General features: G+C 63.6%; 14 protein-coding genes and 4 tRNA genes. 16 read left to right on the plus strand and 2 right to left on the minus strand.

Annotation, left to right across the window (positions count from 1 at the left end; genetic code table 11):
- Positions 1-38: 38 nt before the first annotated feature.
- From ACF8R4_RS19825 to ACF8R4_RS19895, 15 genes are all read left to right on the plus strand, one after another.
- Positions 39-2,828, plus strand: coding sequence for a FimV/HubP family polar landmark protein (locus tag ACF8R4_RS19825; RefSeq protein WP_060498780.1), 2,790 nt, complete (start codon positions 39-41; stop codon positions 2,826-2,828).
- Between the two features lie 99 nt (positions 2,829-2,927).
- Positions 2,928-3,782, plus strand: a complete 855-nt coding sequence (gene truA / locus ACF8R4_RS19830; RefSeq protein WP_060498781.1) for a tRNA pseudouridine(38-40) synthase TruA — start codon at positions 2,928-2,930, stop codon at positions 3,780-3,782.
- Positions 3,783-3,843: 61 nt separating this feature from the next.
- Positions 3,844-4,464, plus strand: a complete 621-nt coding sequence (locus tag ACF8R4_RS19835) for a phosphoribosylanthranilate isomerase (protein WP_060498782.1) — start codon at positions 3,844-3,846, stop codon at positions 4,462-4,464.
- Between the two features lie 219 nt (positions 4,465-4,683).
- Positions 4,684-5,577 carry an acetyl-CoA carboxylase, carboxyltransferase subunit beta gene (accD, locus tag ACF8R4_RS19840; RefSeq protein ID WP_060498783.1) on the plus strand — a complete coding sequence of 298 codons (894 nt, stop codon included), beginning with the start codon at positions 4,684-4,686 and terminating at the stop codon, positions 5,575-5,577.
- A complete protein-coding gene (gene folC / locus ACF8R4_RS19845; protein ID WP_060498784.1) occupies positions 5,577-6,884 on the plus strand; it encodes a bifunctional tetrahydrofolate synthase/dihydrofolate synthase in 1,308 nt (435 codons plus the stop codon). Before accD ends, folC begins: the two co-directional genes overlap by 1 nt.
- The gene (locus ACF8R4_RS19850; protein ID WP_104835287.1) at positions 6,868-7,527 is read left to right on the plus strand and encodes an SPOR domain-containing protein; all 660 of its coding nucleotides are present in this window, start codon (positions 6,868-6,870) and stop codon (positions 7,525-7,527) included. The genes folC and ACF8R4_RS19850 overlap by 17 nt, the downstream gene beginning before the upstream one ends.
- 178 nt (positions 7,528-7,705) lie before the next feature.
- Positions 7,706-8,263, plus strand: a complete 558-nt coding sequence (locus tag ACF8R4_RS19855) for a CvpA family protein (RefSeq protein WP_060498786.1) — start codon at positions 7,706-7,708, stop codon at positions 8,261-8,263.
- A 42-nt stretch (positions 8,264-8,305) separates the two neighbouring features.
- The gene (purF, locus tag ACF8R4_RS19860; RefSeq protein ID WP_060498787.1) at positions 8,306-9,811 is read left to right on the plus strand and encodes an amidophosphoribosyltransferase; all 1,506 of its coding nucleotides are present in this window, start codon (positions 8,306-8,308) and stop codon (positions 9,809-9,811) included.
- A gap of 16 nt (positions 9,812-9,827) precedes the next feature.
- Complete coding sequence (locus ACF8R4_RS19865; RefSeq protein ID WP_060498788.1) at positions 9,828-11,039, plus strand: O-succinylhomoserine sulfhydrylase; 1,212 nt, start codon at positions 9,828-9,830, stop codon at positions 11,037-11,039.
- Positions 11,036-11,809, plus strand: coding sequence for an SDR family oxidoreductase (locus tag ACF8R4_RS19870; protein ID WP_019096779.1), 774 nt, complete (start codon positions 11,036-11,038; stop codon positions 11,807-11,809). Before ACF8R4_RS19865 ends, ACF8R4_RS19870 begins: the two co-directional genes overlap by 4 nt.
- Before the next feature lie 224 nt (positions 11,810-12,033).
- Positions 12,034-12,109: transfer RNA gene (locus ACF8R4_RS19875), tRNA-Val, on the plus strand.
- A gap of 66 nt (positions 12,110-12,175) precedes the next feature.
- A tRNA-Asp gene (locus ACF8R4_RS19880) sits at positions 12,176-12,252 on the plus strand.
- Between the two features lie 99 nt (positions 12,253-12,351).
- Positions 12,352-12,428: transfer RNA gene (locus ACF8R4_RS19885), tRNA-Asp, on the plus strand.
- A 140-nt stretch (positions 12,429-12,568) separates the two neighbouring features.
- A tRNA-Asp gene (locus ACF8R4_RS19890) sits at positions 12,569-12,645 on the plus strand.
- Positions 12,646-12,844: 199 nt separating this feature from the next.
- Complete coding sequence (locus ACF8R4_RS19895; RefSeq protein ID WP_392493281.1) at positions 12,845-13,657, plus strand: DUF2242 domain-containing protein; 813 nt, start codon at positions 12,845-12,847, stop codon at positions 13,655-13,657.
- 269 nt (positions 13,658-13,926) lie between these two features.
- Here the strand turns inward: ACF8R4_RS19895 and ACF8R4_RS19900 are convergent, their stop codons facing one another.
- Both ACF8R4_RS19900 and ACF8R4_RS19905 read right to left on the minus strand, forming a co-directional pair.
- On the minus strand, positions 13,927-14,967 hold the full coding sequence (locus tag ACF8R4_RS19900) for an AraC family transcriptional regulator (protein WP_060498791.1): 1,041 nt from the start codon (positions 14,965-14,967) through the stop codon (positions 13,927-13,929).
- A gap of 4 nt (positions 14,968-14,971) precedes the next feature.
- Positions 14,972-16,090, minus strand: coding sequence for a carbon-nitrogen hydrolase family protein (locus ACF8R4_RS19905; protein WP_060498792.1), 1,119 nt, complete (start codon positions 16,088-16,090; stop codon positions 14,972-14,974).
- 191 nt (positions 16,091-16,281) lie between these two features.
- On the opposite strand from ACF8R4_RS19905, the gene ACF8R4_RS19910 reads away from it, so the two are divergent.
- The gene (locus ACF8R4_RS19910; RefSeq protein ID WP_392493283.1) at positions 16,282-18,318 is read left to right on the plus strand and encodes an FAD-dependent oxidoreductase; all 2,037 of its coding nucleotides are present in this window, start codon (positions 16,282-16,284) and stop codon (positions 18,316-18,318) included.
- The last annotated feature ends 47 nt before the right edge of the window (positions 18,319-18,365 follow it).

Below are 18,365 nucleotides of genomic sequence, written 5' to 3' on the forward strand. Positions count from 1 at the left end.
ATGCAGGTTTCGGGACGATTCATACAAGGGAAGAGGTCATGCTTCGAATTCGCAAACTGGTTCTGGCCATGGCTGCAGCATCGGCGCTGTCGTCTGGCATGGCGAATGCGCTGGGCCTGGGGGAGCTGACCCTGAAGTCGGCACAGAATCAGCCGCTGGACGCCGAGATCGAATTGCTCGATGTGCGCGACCTCAAAGCCGCCGAAGTGGCGCCTAGCCTGGCGCCACCGGAAGAGTTCAGCAAGGCCGGGGTGGCGTTTCCGACCTACCTCGAAGACCTGACCTTCACACCGGTGATCAACCCCAACGGTAAAAGTGTGCTGCGGGTTACCTCCAGCCAGCCGCTGCCGGGGCCGGTGGTCAAGTTCCTGGTTCAGGTGATGTGGCCGCAAGGCCGCCTGCTGCGCGACTACAGCGTGCTGCTTGACCAGGCCAAGGCCCAGGGCGACAAGCCGGCTGCAGGCAATGTGACACCGGCCACAACCGGTGCCAGCAGCTACACCACCCAGCGCCGCGACACCTTGTGGCAGATTGCCGCGCGCAACACGCAAGGTGGCTCGATCCAGCAGACCATGATCGCAATCCAGGCGCTGAACCCGGATGCCTTCATCGGCAACAACATCAACCAGCTGAAGGTGGGCCAGGTACTGCGCCTGCCCGACCAGCAGCAGATCCAGAACATTCCGAAGGGCGAGGCCAACAGCGAAGTGGCCGAGCAGTATGCCGCCTGGCGTGAAGGCCGGCGCCTGGGGCCGCGTGCCCGCCAGCTCGACGCTACCCGCCGTGGTGCCGCCGAGGCTGCGCCGGCGCGCATCGCCCAGGGCGACAACTTGCGCCTGGTCAGCCCGGGCAACCAGGCCGGTCAGACCAAGGCGTTGAATGACAAGCTGGCGGTGGCCCAGGAAAGCCTGGATACCAGCCGGCGCGACAACGAAGAACTGAAAAGCCGCATGTCCGACCTGCAGAGCCAGCTGGACAAGCTGCAGCGTCTGATCGACCTGAAGAATGACCAGTTGGCCCGCCTTCAGGCCCAGGGTGTGGCAGCGCCGGCTACGGCTGCCGCTGCCGCCAAGCCGGCTCAGCCGGCGGCAACTGCCCAGCCGGCGGCTAAGCCCGCACCGGCTGCCGTCGATACCGCGCCCAAGCCGGTGCCGGCAGCCAAGCCTGCGCCTGTCGGGCAGCCGAATGGCGCGCTCGACCAGATCCTGGGCAACCCATGGCTGATCGGGATAATTGCCGGTTCCAGCCTGCTGGTGCTGGCACTGCTGCTGTGGCTGCTGGCGCGCAAGCGTAAAGCCCAGCAAGAAGCTGAAAAGCACCTGCGTATGGCACGGGCGCTGGAGGAAGAGCAGGGCACAGGCTTCGACACCGATACCGAGAGCCTCGATGGTGTCGAAGTTTCGGAGCCGAGCGTTATCCTGTCGCCAGCCGTGGTCGCCGCTTCAGCCGCCGCTGCCGTTGCTGCGGAAAAAGTGGCTGAGCCTTCTGCCGAGTCGGCGCCGGAAGCTGAGCCGCAAGCCGACCCGCATGCCGCGCTGTTGGCGGAGGTTGACCAATGCCTGGCCGAAGGCCGCCTGAACCGCGCTACTGACCTGCTTGAGCCCGCCGTGGCTGGTGCGCCGGAACGTGACGACCTGCGCCTGAAGCTGATGGACGTGTACGCCCGCCAGGGTGACCAGAGCGCGTTCGCCGAGCAGGAGCGCAAGCTGCCGGCCAGCGAGCAGAACATTGCCGAAGTCGCCGGGTTGAAAGAACGTTACCCCGCCATGCTTGGCCTGGCCGCTGCCGGGCTGGGCGCGGCGGCACTGGCTGCCGAGATGGATGAGCAGTACGTGCAGGAGTTGCTGCACGATGAGGCCGAGGCACCAGTGGTTGCCGACGTGGTGCCTGAAGAAGTGCCTGAATTCGAGCCGCAAGTGGAGGCTGAGCCAGAGGTCGTCGCGCAAGCGGAGCCTGAAGCCGTGTTCGAGCCAGAAACCGAGCTGGATGCCTTCGATGATGTGCCGACCCTTGATGTGTCGGGCCTGGAAGCGCATGGCCTCGATGAGCAGGATCTGGACAGTGCCTTCGACTTGAGCCTGGGTGAAGACCTGCCCGAAGAAGACCCGCTGGCCGCGCCGCTGCTGGACGAGTCCGTGCAGCAGGAGCCAGTACCTGACGAGTTGGTCATTGCCGAGCCTGTGCTGGATGAGCCTGCGTTTGAAGAGGCTCAGCCAGAAGAACCGCCGTTTGCCGTAGATGCCGAACTGCAAGCCGACGCTGACGCCGATTTCGAGGCCATGCTGGACCAGGCCGAGCCGCAGCCAGCCGTGGACCTGTCTGACTTCGACCTTGATGTCAGTGAGCCGGTTGCCCCGGCCGCGCCAGATGCCGTTGAAGCGGCCCCGGTGGATGTTGCCGCCGAACTGGCTGCCTTCGACAGTGAGCCGGCATTCGAACCAGTCTCCGATTTCGACCTACCGTCGGACTTTGACCTGTCGTTGTCGCTGGAAGATGATTCGCCGGCGGCCAAGCGCTTTGCCTCGGAGCTCGACGACGTCAACGCCGAGTTGGACAAGCTGTCGCAGAGCCTGGAATCGCCCTCTCTGGAGCCGCATTTCACTGCAGAAGACGCGGTTGCGCAGCCGGATCCCGAGCCGCCACTGGACGACCTGGACTTCGACTTCTTCTCCGGCAGTGACGAAGTGGCCACCAAGCTCGACCTGGCCCGCGCCTACATCGACATGGGCGACAGCCAGGGTGCGCGCGACATCCTTGATGAAGTGGTCAAGGACGGCGACGACGGTCAGCGCCAGGAAGCCGAGGACATGCTCTCTCGCCTGGTTTGATATCGTCCTCAAATGAAGTGCACATCAACGGCAGCCCTACACGGCTGCCGTTGTCGTTATACTCCCCGCCATTCCGTACACCCCACAGGTTTCAAACGCTTGGACATTATCGACACCGCCACCACCGAATCCGCGGCCGAAGGCTACTCCCGCATCGCCCTGGGCGTCGAATACAAAGGCGCGCGCTACCGCGGCTGGCAGCGCCAGGCCAGCGGCGTGCCAAGTGTCCAGCAGGCCCTGGAGCAAGCATTGTCCAAAGTCGCGAACGAGCCGATTTCGGTGATCTGCGCCGGGCGTACCGACGCCGGTGTCCACGGCTGCGGGCAGATCGTGCACTTCGACACCCGCGCTGTGCGCGACGAGCGCGCCTGGACCATGGGCACCAACTTCAACTTGCCGCACGACATCAGTGTGGTCTGGTCGCGGCCGATGCCGGCCGATTTCCATGCACGCTTCAAGGCTTGTGCCCGGCGTTATCGCTACGTCATCTACAACGACCCGATCCGCCCGGCGCACCTGGCCGAGGAAGTCACCTGGAACCACCGCCCGCTGGATGTCGAGCGCATGGCCGAGGCTGCGCAGTTCCTGCTCGGCACTCACGACTTCAGTGCCTTCCGCGCCAGCCAGTGCCAGGCCAAGTCGCCGGTCAAGCACATCTACCACCTGCGCGTTACCCGCCATGGCCAGATGATTGTGCTGGACGTGCGCGCCACCGCGTTCCTGCACCACATGGTGCGCAACATTGCCGGTGTGCTGATGGCCATCGGTGCCGGCGAGCGCCCCGTTACCTGGGCGCGTGAAGTGCTGGAAGGGCGCGACCGCCGTGAAGCCGGGGTCACGGCCCATCCATACGGGCTGTACCTGGTGCAGGTCGAGTACCCCGAGGAATATGCACTGCCCCAGCGTTACATCGGTCCACACTTTTTGACCGGCTATGAGGCGTTGGCAGACTGACGGGCGAAAAGTCATTTGCTAACATCCGGCCTTTCACCGGAATAACCAGGGTTCGCTGTCCATGAGCAATGTTCGCAGCAAGATCTGTGGGATCACCCGTATCGAAGACGCACTGGCCGCTGCCGAAGCGGGGGCCGATGCCATCGGTTTCGTCTTCTATGCCAAGAGCCCTCGCGCCGTGGACGTGCGCCAGGCGCGTGCGATCATTGCAGAACTGCCACCGTTCGTGACCACGGTCGGGTTGTTCGTCAACGCCTCGCGTTGCGAGCTGAACGAGATCCTCGAAGTGGTTCCGCTGGACCTGCTACAGTTCCACGGCGACGAAACGCCACAGGACTGCGAAGGCTACCACCGCCCCTGGATCAAGGCCCTGCGTGTTCGTCCGGGGGACGACCTGGAGGCGGCCTGCCAGCAGTACGCGGGCGCGCGCGGCATTTTGCTGGATACCTACGTGGCGGGAGTGCCGGGGGGAACCGGAGAGGCGTTCGACTGGTCTCTGGTGCCGGAGCGCCTGAGCAAACCGATCATCCTGGCGGGCGGGCTGTCGGCCGATAACGTCGGCCAGGCCATTGCCCAGGTGCGGCCTTACGCGGTGGATGTCAGCGGTGGCGTCGAGCAGGCCAAGGGCATCAAGGATGCCGCGAAGATCGAGGCGTTCATGCGGGCCGTTAAACAGGCGTGATGGCAGATGTGACGGCTGGCTGCGCGCCATCGTCCATAACTTTCGCAGCCCTGCTGGGCAGCTACCTGCAAAGGTGGCAGAACAACACATTAGCGGTGGAGCGGTGCGCTGGAAGCCCCGGCGGCCGGTCCATCATCGTTTGATAAAAGATTTTGAGCTCAAGGGCAGGGCAGGGCCGGCGACACCGGCCCCCGCCTGCCAATACTGGAGAAAGAAAGCATGAGCAACTGGTTAGTCGACAAACTGATCCCTTCGATCATGCGTTCCGAGGTGAAGAAGAGCTCGGTGCCTGAAGGCCTGTGGCACAAGTGCCCGGCTTGCGAGGCCGTGCTGTATCGTCCGGAGCTGGAAAAGACCCTGGATGTCTGCCCCAAGTGCAACCACCACATGCGCATCGGCGCACGTGCGCGCATCGACATCTTCCTCGACGCCGAAGGCCGTGCCGAGCTGGGTGCCGACCTGGAGCCGGTCGACCGCCTGAAGTTCCGTGACGGCAAGAAGTACAAGGACCGCCTGGCCGGCGCCCAGAAGCAAACCGGCGAAAAAGACGCCCTGATCTCCATGAGCGGCACCCTGATGGGTATGCCGATCGTGGTCAGCGCCTTCGAGTTCTCGTTCATGGGCGGTTCCATGGGTGCCATCGTCGGCGAACGCTTCGTGCGTGCGGCCAACTACGCCCTGGAGCACCGCTGCCCGATGGTCTGCTTCTCCGCTTCGGGCGGTGCACGTATGCAGGAAGCGCTGATCTCGCTGATGCAGATGGCCAAGACCTCGGCCGTGCTGGCGCGCCTGCGCGAAGAAGGCATCCCGTTCATCTCGGTACTGACCGACCCGGTGTACGGCGGCGTTTCCGCCAGCCTGGCGATGCTCGGCGACGTCATTGTCGGTGAGCCAAAAGCCCTGATCGGCTTCGCCGGCCCACGCGTGATCGAGCAGACCGTACGCGAGAAGCTGCCAGAAGGCTTCCAGCGCAGCGAGTTCCTGCTGGAACACGGTGCCATCGACCTGATCATCTCCCGTGGCGAACTGCGCCCGCGTCTGGCCCGCCTGCTGGCGCAGATGACCGGCCAGGACACCCCGGAGCAAGCGCGTGAGGCGGCAGCCGTCGCGTGATGAAACAACGATCCCTGGGCGAGTGGCTCGCCTACCTCGAGCAGTTGCACCCCTCGGCCATCGACATGGGCCTGGAGCGGTCGCAGAAGGTGCTTGCCCGGCTGGCGCTGGGCAAGCTGGCGCCACGCGTGGTGACGGTAACCGGCACCAACGGCAAGGGTTCCACCTGCGCCTTCGTGGCCTCGCTGCTGCGCGCCCAGGGGCTCAAGGTCGGCGTGTACAGCTCGCCGCACCTGTTGCGTTACAACGAGCGGGTGCTGATCGACGGCCAAGAGGCCAGCGATGAGCGCCTGTGCGACGCCTTCGCCTCCGTCGAGGCGGCGCGGGGCGACATTTCCCTGACCTACTTCGAGATGGGCACGCTGGCTGCGTTCTGGTTGTTCTACCAGTCGCAACTGGATGCCGTGGTGCTGGAAGTGGGCCTTGGTGGCCGCCTGGACACCGTGAACGTGGTAGATGCCGACCTGGCCCTGGTGACCAGCATCGGTGTCGACCATGTCGACTACCTGGGTGATACCCGTGAGTTGGTGGCTTTCGAAAAGGCCGGCATCTTCCGCCCGGGCAAGCCGGCTCTGTGTGGCGACGTGGATCCGCCACAGCCATTGCTGGACAAGGCCGCCGAATTGGCTGCGCCTCTGTTCCTGCGCGGTCGTGATTTCGACCTGACCACTACCGATAGCGCGTGGAACTGGCGGGGTACCGCAGCAGATGGCGCGCAGGTAGAGTTGCGTGACTTGCCATTGCTCGACCTGCCCATGGAGAACGCCACGCTGGCCCTGCAGGCCTACCTGCTGATGGGCCTGCCCTGGGATGCAGGGCAGGTGCGCCAGGCGTTGCTGGCGACCCGCATCACTGGCCGTCTCGACCGCCGTGTGCTGCAGTGGCAGGGTAAGTCGGTAGAACTGCTGCTGGATGTCGGTCATAACCCCCATGCAGCGGAGTATCTGGCCCGTCGGCTGGCGGCTCGCCCGCTCAAGGGGCGCCGTCTGGCAGTGTTCGGCCTGCTCGCCGACAAGGACCTAGACGGCGTTGTCGCGCCGCTGAAGGGCTTGGTCGATGACTGGGCCGTGGCGCCGTTGGATACCCCACGTAGCCGCCCGGCTGCAGAACTGGCCACGGCCTTGACGAACCTCGGCGCTGCGGTGAAGTCTTATGCCAGCGTCGACGCGGCCCTTGAGGGGCAATGCGCGCAGGCGACGGCGGATGACCAGATCCTGCTGTTCGGTTCGTTTTTCTGTGTCGCCCAGGCGCTGGAATGGCTGCAGCGGCACACCCAGGAGGGTGAAGTAGATGGCAGTGCTGGATAAAGGGATTAAACAGCGCATGGTGGGTGCGCTGGTGCTGGTGGCGTTGGCGGTGATTTTCCTGCCGATGCTGTTCACCCGCGAGGACGAGATGCGCCAGGTGCATGTAGAAGCCCCGCAGGCACCGGCCATGCCAAGCCTGCCGGAAGTGAAAGTGGAGCCTGTCGCTGTGCCGGAGCCGCAGGCCATTCCGGAAGACCCGCAGCAACCACCGGTGGTGGTTGACGAGTCCACGGCGCCAGCCAGCACGCCAAGCCAGCCGATCACGCCATCGCCGCAGACCCAGGCGCAGGTTCAGCCTGTCAAGCCACAGGCGCCCAAGGTCGAACCGAAGCCTGCCGCTACCCCTGAGCCGGCCGCACCGGTGGCCAAGCCTGCTGCGCCATCGAAAATCGACGTCAATGGCCTGCCAGTTAGCTGGTCGATCCAGTTGGCCAGCCTGTCCAACCGCGCGGGTGCCGAGAAGTTGCAGCAAACCCTGCGTAGCCAGGGCTATAACGCCTATATCCGTTCGGCGGGTGGGATGAACCGGGTGTACGTGGGGCCGCTGATCGAGCGGGCCGAAGCCGAGCGCACGCGTGATGCTATCAATCGCCAGAACAGCCTCAAGGGCTTTGTGGTGCGTTTCCAGCCAGAACGCAGCTGAACAAGCCATTCGCGGGCAAGCCCGCTCCCACAGTGAAGCGTGGCCCATGCCGTGGCGCAGTCCCTGTGGGAGCGGGCTTGCCCGCGAATGGCTTAACGCTAATCCACCTGACATTCCGCTTACTCCCAGCCCGCCGCTCTGGTAAAATGCGCCGCCTCAAACGTCTGCAGGCAGCACCGTGGCATTTACCTTGGTTGATTGGGCGATCATCGCGATCATCGCCGTCTCCACACTGATCAGTCTCAAGCGCGGCTTCGTCAAGGAAGCCTTGTCCTTGCTCATCTGGATCATTGCCGGTGCGGTTGCCTGGATGTTCGGCGGTTCGCTCTCGGTGTATCTTGAAAGCTATATCCAGACGCCATCGATGCGCGTCATTGCGGGCTGCGCCATTCTTTTCGTCGCCACCTTGCTGGTGGGGGCCATGGTCAACTTCCTGGTCGGCGAGCTGATCCGTGTCACCGGGCTGTCCGGTACCGATCGTTTCCTGGGCATGGCCTTCGGGGCCGCGCGCGGGGCCTTGCTGGTAGTGGTGGCCATAGGCCTGATCAGCCTGGGGCCGGTTCAACAAGACACCTGGTGGCAGGAATCACGCCTGATACCACAATTTCTCTTGGTCGCCGACTGGTCGAAAAACCTGATTCTGGGTTTCACCGGCCAGTGGACGCCCAGTGGGCTGATCAGCGCTCCGGCTGATCTTCCGTTCAAGGAACAGTTGCTCAGGCCGTCCAAGCCCTGAGCGCTATTCACTCAAGTTTCGTCAAAGTAGGGGTTGCGTCGCATGTGTGGCATCGTCGGTATCGTCGGTAAGTCGAACGTCAATCAGGCGCTGTATGACGCGCTTACGGTCCTCCAGCACCGCGGCCAGGACGCTGCCGGTATCGTGACCAGCCATGACGGCCGGTTGTTCCTGCGCAAGGATAATGGCCTGGTGCGCGATGTGTTCCAGCAGCGCCACATGCAGCGCCTGGTGGGCAGCATCGGCATTGGCCACGTGCGTTACCCGACAGCGGGCAGCTCGACCTCGGCCGAGGCCCAGCCGTTCTACGTCAACTCGCCGTATGGCATCACCCTGGCACACAACGGCAACCTGACCAACGTCGAGCAGCTGGCCAAGGAGATCTACGAGTCTGACCTGCGCCACGTCAACACCAACTCCGACTCGGAAGTGCTGCTGAACGTCTTCGCCCATGAGCTGGCGGTACGCGGCAAGCTGCAACCGACCGAAGAAGACGTGTTCGCTGCGGTTTCCCACGTGCACAGTCGCTGTGTCGGCGGTTATGCCGTGGTGGCGATGATCACCGGCTACGGTATCGTCGGCTTCCGCGACCCCCATGGCATCCGCCCGGTGGTATTCGGCCAGCGTCACACCGACGAAGGCGTGGAATACATGATCGCCTCGGAAAGCGTGGCCCTGGACGTGCTAGGCTTTACCCTGATCCGCGACCTGGCGCCGGGTGAAGCGGTATACATCACCGAAGAAGGCCAGCTGTACACCAAGCAGTGCGCCGAAGCACCGAAGTTGCAACCGTGCATCTTCGAGCATGTCTACCTGGCCCGCCCGGACTCGATCATGGATGGCGTGTCGGTGTACAAGGCCCGTCTGCGCATGGGTGAAAAACTGGCCGACAAGATCATGCGCGAGCGCCCCGAGCACGACATCGACGTGGTCATCCCGATCCCGGACACCAGCCGCACCGCGGCCCTGGAACTGGCCAACCGCCTGGGCGTCAAGTTCCGCGAAGGTTTCGTCAAGAACCGCTACATCGGCCGTACCTTCATCATGCCCGGCCAGGCCGCGCGCAAGAAATCGGTACGCCAAAAGCTCAATGCCATCGAGCTGGAGTTCCGCGGCAAGAACGTGATGCTGGTGGACGACTCGATCGTGCGCGGCACCACCTGCAAGCAGATCATCCAGATGGCCCGCGAAGCCGGCGCCAAGAACGTCTACTTCTGCTCCGCAGCCCCTGCGGTGCGCTACCCCAACGTCTACGGCATCGACATGCCGAGTGTTCACGAACTGATCGCCCACAACCGTACCACCGAACAAGTGGCCGAGTTGATTGGCGCCGACTGGCTGGTCTACCAGGACCTGCCGGACCTGATCGACTCGGTCGGTGGCGGCAAGATCAAGATCGACCACTTCGATTGCGCGGTATTCAACGGTGAGTACGTCACCGGGGATATCGACGAAGCCTACCTCGACCGCATCGAGCAGGCCCGTAACGACCTGGCCAAGGTCAAGAACCAGGCCGTCAGCGCGATCATCGACCTCTACAACAACTGATTTCGGGAGCGACGGCATGACGGATCAATGGGATGCCGGACGACTGGACAGTGACCTCGAGGGTGTCGGTTTCGACACCCTGGCGGTGCGCGCCGGTCAACACCGTACACCCGAGGGCGAGCACAGCGAAGCGCTGTTCCTGACCTCCAGCTACGTGTTCCGCACGGCGGCCGATGCTGCTGCGCGCTTTGCCGGTGAAACGCCGGGTAACGTTTACTCGCGCTACACCAACCCGTCGGTACGTGCCTTCGAGGAGCGCCTGGCGGCGATGGAAGGTGCCGAGCAGGCCGTGGGCACGTCCACCGGCATGGCGGCGATCCTGGCCGTGGTGATGTCGCTGTGCAGCGCCGGTGACCATGTGCTGGTGTCGCAGAGCGTATTCGGCTCGACCATCAGCTTGTTCGAGAAGTACTTCAAACGCTTTGGCGTGCAGGTGGACTACGTGCCACTGGTCGACCTTGCTGGCTGGGAAAAGGCCATCAAGGCCAACACCAAGCTGCTGATCGTCGAGTCGCCGTCCAACCCGCTGGCCGAGCTGGTCGACATCACTGCGCTCAGTGAAATCGCCCATGCCCACGGTGCCATGCTGGTGGTGGACAACTGCTTCAGCACACCCGCGCTGCAGCAGCCGCTGAAGCTGGGTGCCGACATCGTGTTCCACTCGGCCACCAAGTTCATCGACGGCCAGGGCCGCTGCATGGGCGGCGTGGTTGCCGGCCGTGCCGAGCAGATGAAGGAAGTGGTGGGCTTCCTGCGGACCGCAGGCCCGACCCTCAGCCCGTTCAACGCCTGGATCTTCACCAAGGGCCTGGAAACGCTGCGCCTGCGTATGCGTGCGCACTGTGAAAGCGCCCAGGCCCTGGCCGAGTGGCTGGAGCAGCAGGATGGCGTGGAGAAGGTGCATTACGCCGGTCTGCCTAGCCACCCGCAGCACGCACTGGCCAAGCGTCAGATGAGCGGCTTTGGTGCGGTGGTCAGCTTCGAGGTCAAGGGCGGCAAAGAGGGCGCTTGGCGCTTCATCGATGCGACCCGGGTGATTTCCATCACCACCAACCTGGGGGACAGCAAGACCACCATCGCCCATCCGGCCACCACCTCCCACGGCCGCCTGTCGCCGCAGGAGCGTGAAGCTGCAGGCATCCGCGACAGCCTGATCCGCGTTGCCGTGGGCCTGGAAGACGTGGCCGACCTGCAGGCAGACCTGGCACGCGGGCTGGCGGCACTGTGATCGAAATCGGCGGCAGTGTGCCAGGCCACAACGGCCGGGTAGCCCTGGTAACCGGTGCCGCGCGCGGCATCGGCCTGGGCATTGCCGCCTGGCTGATCTGCGAAGGTTGGCAGGTGGTACTCAGCGACCTTGACCGCCAGCGCGGTGCAAAGGTGGCCAAGGCCCTGGGTGACAACGCCTGGTTCATCACCATGGACGTTGCCGACGAGGCTCAGGTCAGTGCCGGGGTGTCCGAGGTGTTGGGGCAGTTTGGTCGGCTGGACGCGTTGGTGTGCAATGCGGCGATTGCCAATCCGCACAACCAGACGCTGGAAAGCCTGAGCCTGGCGCAGTGGAATCGGGTACTGGCGGTCAACCTCAACGGGCCGATGCTGCTGGCCAAGCATTGCGCGCCGTACTTGCGTGCGCACAATGGGGCGATCGTCAACCTCACCTCTACCCGGGCGCGGCAGTCCGAGCCCGATACCGAGGCCTACGCCGCGAGCAAGGGTGGCCTGGTGGCCTTGACCCATGCCCTGGCGATGAGCCTGGGCCCGGAGATTCGCGTCAATGCGGTGAGCCCGGGCTGGATCGATGCCCGTGACCCGTCGCAGCGCCGTGCCGAACCGCTGACCGAAGCCGACCATGCCCAGCACCCGACGGGCAGGGTAGGGACGGTGGAGGATGTGGCGGCGATGGTGGCTTGGCTGCTGTCGCGTCAGGCTGCCTTCGTCACCGGCCAGGAGTTTGTGGTCGATGGCGGCATGACTCGCAAGATGATCTACACCTGAGCGGCAAGCTTCTAGCTGCAAGCTGCAAGAAGGGACCGCGAGGCCCCTTCGTCATTTTGAAGGTTCCAAAATCGAACAGACCACAGCTGACTTTTTCTTGCGGCTTGAAGCTTGAGGCTTGCAGCTGCTTTGAAAAAAAAATTCAATGGGGCTATTGACTTAGCTTCGCCATCTGCGTAAATTTCGCGGCCTCAGCGAAGCAAACGCAACAAGCAACATCGCGAGGGTGATTAGCTCAGCCGGGAGAGCATCTGCCTTACAAGCAGAGGGTCGGCGGTTCGATCCCGTCATCACCCACCACTTCCTGAGATGTTCCTGACGCTTCAGGTTTCGCAAGAAACCGAAAGCCAGAGAGGAGCGCACTGCGCAGCGGTAGTTCAGTCGGTTAGAATACCGGCCTGTCACGCCGGGGGTCGCGGGTTCGAGTCCCGTCCGCTGCGCCATTTTTCAGTAACAGATGGGTGCCTGGCACCGGTCTGAAGCCACAAGGTAAAAACCTTTGGCTGATCCCAGTTTCAATCGGGCGCAAGCCTGAACGATACGCAGCGGTAGTTCAGTCGGTTAGAATACCGGCCTGTCACGCCGGGGGTCGCGGGTTCGAGTCCCGTCCGCTGCGCCATCTTCGCTTCAAGGTCCCTAGAACACCTTGCAGCAACACAAGAGAAGCGATCATGTTATCGCTTTTTTTGTGCCTGCCCTGAGGCCAATGCGCCGGAAGGGTAGACCCAGGTTTCAATCGGGCGCAAGCCTGAACGATACGCAGCGGTAGTTCAGTCGGTTAGAATACCGGCCTGTCACGCCGGGGGTCGCGGGTTCGAGTCCCGTCCGCTGCGCCATCTTCGCCTCAAGGCCCCTTGAACGCCTTGAAGCACAAAAAAGCGACCTTTGGGTCGCTTTTTTCGTTTCTACGGGCAAGCATTCCCGGCCTTTACTCACATTTACACCAACCTGACAGGTTCTTCACCGACCAGTGGTTCCTGTGCCTGCCTGCTGTGTTGCACAATAGGCACCTTCTCGACATACCCGGAATTCGCAATGACCAGATCTTCCGTCTTTGGTGCGCTCGGGCTGGCCCTGGTGCTGGCGGGCGTGACCGGTTGTTCCTCGAAAAAGGCCGCCATCTACGAGCACGAGAACTTCGACGACTCGGGTACCTTCTCGCGCAGCTTCCCTGTAAGCGATGCCGGCTCTTGCGAGGCCGCGCGGCGTGCCTTGCTCAGCCAGGGGTATATCATCACCAGCAGTGGCGCCAACCAGGTGGTGGGCAACAAAAGCTTCCAGCAGAACAGCGAGAACCACCTGCAAATCAGCTTCAACGTTACCTGTGCACCGGATGTGAGCGACGAGCAGCGCTCGACCATGTTCGCCAACGCGCTGCAGGACCGTTATGCGCTGAAAAAATCCAACACCTCTGCCAGCCTAGGGGTGGGCGTGCTGGGTTCGGTGTCGATGCCGATTGGCTCCAGTGACGATTCAATGGTCAAAGTGGCCAGCGAGACGGTAACGGCCGCGCAGTTCTATGACCGCTACTTCGCCCTGGTGGAGAGTTACCTGCCCAAGCCGAAGAAGGTGAGCAAGGCCAAGGCCGAAGCGCCCAAGGTTGAAAAGCCGGCGGTTGACCTGGGGTTGCCAGAGCAGGCAGCGGCTAACCCTGTTGCCCCGACACCCGTACCGGCGGCTGAGGTTGTGCCCACGCCTGCGGCCGTTGCCCCGGCCAGTGAAGCGGTGGCAGCGCCAGCGGTGAATGACAGTCAGGGCTCGCAGCCGGTGGCACCGCCGGTAGAGGCTGCGCCGATTCAGGTGCAGCAGGATGCGCAGCCTGCCGAAGCGGCGTCACCCTCTCTTTAATGGGCACTTGTACCGGCGATAGGCCCGGTACAGGTTAGACACATCCCCTGTTACAGAAGCGCTGCGATAACTTCCTGAACACCTGCTACGTTTACCACTCATACGCTTGTCATCATTCCTTCATCCCACCTGCTTAGGTTGAAGGTGACACCGACGAAGACAAATGAGTAAAGAGGACGCAGGGCTATGGATGAATACCAGGAAGAACTACTCGAAACCCAGGCTTACGAACTGGACACCCCGGAACCGGCTGATGACGCCACCGAGCTTTAGCTCACCCGCCGCTGGCTGCGGCGGAACTCTCCCGGTGTAAGGCCCGTCCAGCGCTTGAACGCGCGCTGGAAGGCCTCGGCCGATGCAAACCCCAACAGATAGGCAATCTCGCCAAAGGCCAGCGCTGTATCGCGGATATAGGTCTCGGCCAGGTCGCGCCGTGTTTCATTGAGCAAGTCGCGAAAGCGTGTGCCTTCCTCGGCCAGCTTGCGGCGCAGTGTCCAGGTTGGCAACTGCAGGTGCAGCGCCACTTCTTCCAGGTCGGGCTCTCGGCCGCCATTGAGCAGCGGGCCCAGCAGGTGGGTGATGCGCTCACCCAGGCTGCGCACCCGCGTGCGCTGCAGCATTTCGGCCTCACACAGCTGCAACAGGTGCTGCCAAGTGCTCGGGCAATGCCTGGGGTTGGCCAGTTGCAGTGTGGCGCGGCTCAGGCGCAGGCGGTTGCCGTCGGCGGCGAACTGCACGGGTGTGCTGCAAAGCGGTTGGTAGCGCGCGGCATACGCGGGTGCGGCAAATTCGATGTCCAGGCGTTCGGCCTGCACCGGAGTGCCTGCAAGGTCGGCTAGCTGGGCTAGCCAACCCGCGAGCAGCGAGTCGACCACGAAGCGGTTGTAGGCGTTATAGGGGCTGATGGAGTAGAAGCGCAGCCAGGCGCCCTGGGCGTCTTCGTGAAAGCTGGAGTGGCCACGGTAGTTGGCCGCGTACAGCGGTTCGAAGTGCAGCAGGGTGCGCGCCGCCTCGCCAAGGGTAGGGGCCTGGGCGGCGGTGACCCCGGCCAGGCCGGCATGAGCCAGGCGGCTCAGGCGCCCCATGTGCAGGCCCAGGGCGGGCTCGCCGCACAGTTCGATGGCGGCGTGGCCAAGGTGCATGTAGCGGGGGATCGACAAGCGCGCGCCGGCTTCAGCCAGGCGCGGCCCATCCAGGCCATAGCGCAGCAGCAGCGGTTCGGGGGCGTGGCCAAGTTCGCGCAGGGCCTCGCTCAGCGGTTGAACAAAGCCAACCGACAGGTCGCCCAGGCGCACGCGGGGGCGGGCCATGGTGTTACAGCCACAGGTTCAGCAGGCGAGCACCCGGGCTTGGGGTGCCCACCAGCAACGCACCCGCCTGGTGGGCGAAGCCTTGGCCATCACTGCCTTGCTCCCAGAACTGCCCACGCATGAACACGCTCATGCTGCTGACACTGGCCCCGGCCGCCTCGGTCAGGCGTTGCCAGGCGGTCTGTTCGCTAACTTCGCCGCGCTGCAGGGGCAGTCCGGCGGTGGCGTGCTGGTGGCGGTTGCCACGCCATGGCGCTTCCCAGCTGCTCTTGCCGCTGAGAAACACCGGGTTGGCGACCAGTTGTACCGCTTGTTGTGCCAGTTGCCGATGGTTTTCCGGGTACCAGCTGTCACTGCCTATCAGGACACCCAGTCGCCCGGCAGGCGTTTGCACGACCTGCAACGGGTGCTTGCGCCCATTGTGGACGTAGCGGCGCATTTCGCTGTCAGGGAACTGCTGGTGTTGTGGCTCGCCCAGTAGCGAGCCATCGCCAGCAAACACCATGCTGCTATTGAACAGCGGGCCACTACCGGCGTGCAGCACGCCCTGTTTCACGTAAGGCGCAGGCAGCACGATGGAGCCGGCCACCAGGGTAACGCCGAATTCCTTGGCCAGGCCGCCGAACAACTGCTGATAGTCTGCGGCCATTTGCTCGGCCTTCATGCGCAGGTGCGCATCGGCGCGCCGGTCATCGCCGTCGGCGCCGAGCATGGCCAGGCCGTAGCGCAGCGGGTTGCTCAGCTCCAGCCATTGCAGGGCCTCGCGGCTCTGGGTCACCTGATACAGTTCGTTTTTCTCACCGCGCGCCCATAGCCAGGTGCCGATGTGCTCTGGCAGCACCACCACCGTGCGCGGGCTTATCAGTCCTTGTGCGCGAGCCTGCTCAAGGTAAGCCGCGAGCTTGCGGTGCAGGCGCTGCAGGTTCTGGTAGTCACCCGGGTACAGCAGCGGCTCGACGCCCAGCAGGTTGCCGTGTTCGCCTGGCACGCCGTGGTTCAGTGCCAGCTCGATGCGCAGGTCGGACAGGTAGTGGCCTTCCGGACGCTGTTGGGTCCAGAAGCCATAACCAAAGAGGGCGGCGATCATCACCAGCGCCAAGGCGCTTGCCAGGAGTTTTCGCATGAAGCAGGGCTGCGCCTTGGTTGCGAGGGTTCTCTAGGGTAGTCCCGCTGTATGCCAGGATCAATAACTTGTCAGTTTCGATCATTGAGCCAATTCAAACGGCTGTTTAATGTCGCTGACAGACAAACGACAGGCCCCGCTGACCGGTGAGGTGCCTGCATACCGTGATCACGCCACCAGGGGACCTTTTCATGGCCGCCGACCGCTACCCGCACCTGCTTGCCCCGCTGGACCTGGGCTTCACCACCTTGCGCAACCGCACCCTGATGGGCTCGATGCACACCGGCCTCGAAGAGCGCCCCGGCGGTTTCGAGCGAATGGCGGCGTACTTTGCTGAGCGCGCCCGTGGTGGCGTTGGCCTGATGGTAACGGGCGGCATCGCGCCCAACGATGAAGGCGGGGTGTATTCCGGTGCGGCCAAGCTCAGCACCGAGGAGGAGGCCGACAAGCACCGTATCGTCACCGAAGCCGTACATGCCGCGGGTGGCAAGATCTGCCTGCAGATCCTGCATGCCGGGCGCTATGCCTACAGCCCACGGCAAGTGGCACCCAGTGCGATCCAGGCGCCGATCAACCCGTTCAAGCCCAAAGCGCTGGATGAGGCGGGCATCGAGAAGCAGATCGCTGACTTCGTCAACTGCGCGGTGCTGGCCCAGCGTGCCGGTTACGACGGCGTCGAGATCATGGGCTCGGAAGGCTACTTCATCAACCAGTTCCTTGCTGCCCATACCAACCACCGTACCGACCGTTGGGGCGGTAGTTATGAAAACCGTATGCGCCTGGCGGTGGACATCGTCAGCCGGGCTCGTGGTGCGGTAGGGCCGAACTTCATCATCATCTTCCGCCTGTCGATGCTCGACCTGGTGGAAGGTGGCAGCACCTGGGACGAGATCGAGCTATTGGCCAAGGCCATCGAGCAGGCTGGCGCGACCTTGATCAACACCGGCATCGGCTGGCACGAAGCGCGTATCCCGACCATCGCCACCAAAGTGCCGCGTGCAGCCTTCAGCAAGGTCACCGCCAAGCTGCGTGGCGCGGTGAGCATTCCGCTGATCACCACCAACCGTATCAATACCCCGGAGGTGGCCGAGGCCGTATTGGCCGAGGGCGATGCCGACATGGTCTCGATGGCCCGGCCATTCCTGGCCGACCCGGATTTCGTCAACAAGGCGGCAGCCGGGCGTGCCGACGAGATCAACACCTGCATCGGCTGCAACCAGGCCTGCCTGGACCACACCTTCGGTGGCAAGCTGACCAGTTGCCTGGTCAACCCCCGTGCTTGCCACGAAACCGAGCTCAATTACCTGCCTGTACGGGACGTGAAGCGCATTGCCGTGGTGGGGGCTGGCCCGGCGGGCCTGGCAGCGGCCACCGTGGCGGCTGAGCGTGGCCATTCGGTCACCCTGTTCGACGCTGCCAGCGAGATTGGCGGGCAGTTCAACGTCGCCAAGCGGGTGCCGGGCAAGGAGGAGTTCTTTGAAACCCTGCGCTACTTCCGCAACAAGGTGAAAACCACGGGCGTGGACTTGCGCCTGAATACCCGTGTCGATGTGCAGGCATTGGTGGACGGTGGCTACGATGACATCATCCTGGCCACCGGTATTGCCCCACGCACGCCCGCCATTCCTGGGGTAGAGCATGCCAAGGTGCTCAGTTACCTGGACGTACTGCTTGATCGCAAGCCTGTGGGCAAGGCGGTGGCGGTGATTGGCGCGGGTGGTATCGGGTTCGACGTTTCCGAGTATCTGGTGCATCAGGGCGTGGCCACCAGCCAGGACCGTGAGGCGTTCTGGAAAGAATGGGGCATCGATACCCACCTGGAAGCACGCGGTGGCGTGGCGGGAGTCAAGGCCGAGCCGCATGCCCCGGCGCGGCAGGTGTACCTGTTGCAGCGCAAGAAGTCCAAGGTGGGTGATGGCCTGGGCAAGACCACCGGCTGGATTCACCGCACCGGGCTGAAGAACAAGCAGGTGCAGATGCTGAACAGTGTCGAGTACCTGGGTATCGACGATGCCGGCCTGCACATTCGTGTGGCGGATGGCGAGCCGCAGGTGTTGCCGGTGGACAACGTGGTGATCTGTGCCGGGCAGGATCCGCTTCGCGAGTTGCAGGACGGGCTGGTGGCGGCGGGGCAGTCGGTGCACCTGATTGGTGGTGCGGATGTAGCGGCTGAGTTGGATGCCAAGCGGGCAATCAACCAGGGGTCGAGATTAGCGGCTGAACTCTGAAATTGCCGGGGCCGCACAGCGGCCCCAGGATTTCACTGATAAACTCG

The sequence above is a fragment of the Pseudomonas sp. FYR_2 genome, from assembly GCF_043106425.1.
Lineage (GTDB): Bacteria > Pseudomonadota > Gammaproteobacteria > Pseudomonadales > Pseudomonadaceae > Aquipseudomonas > Aquipseudomonas monteilii.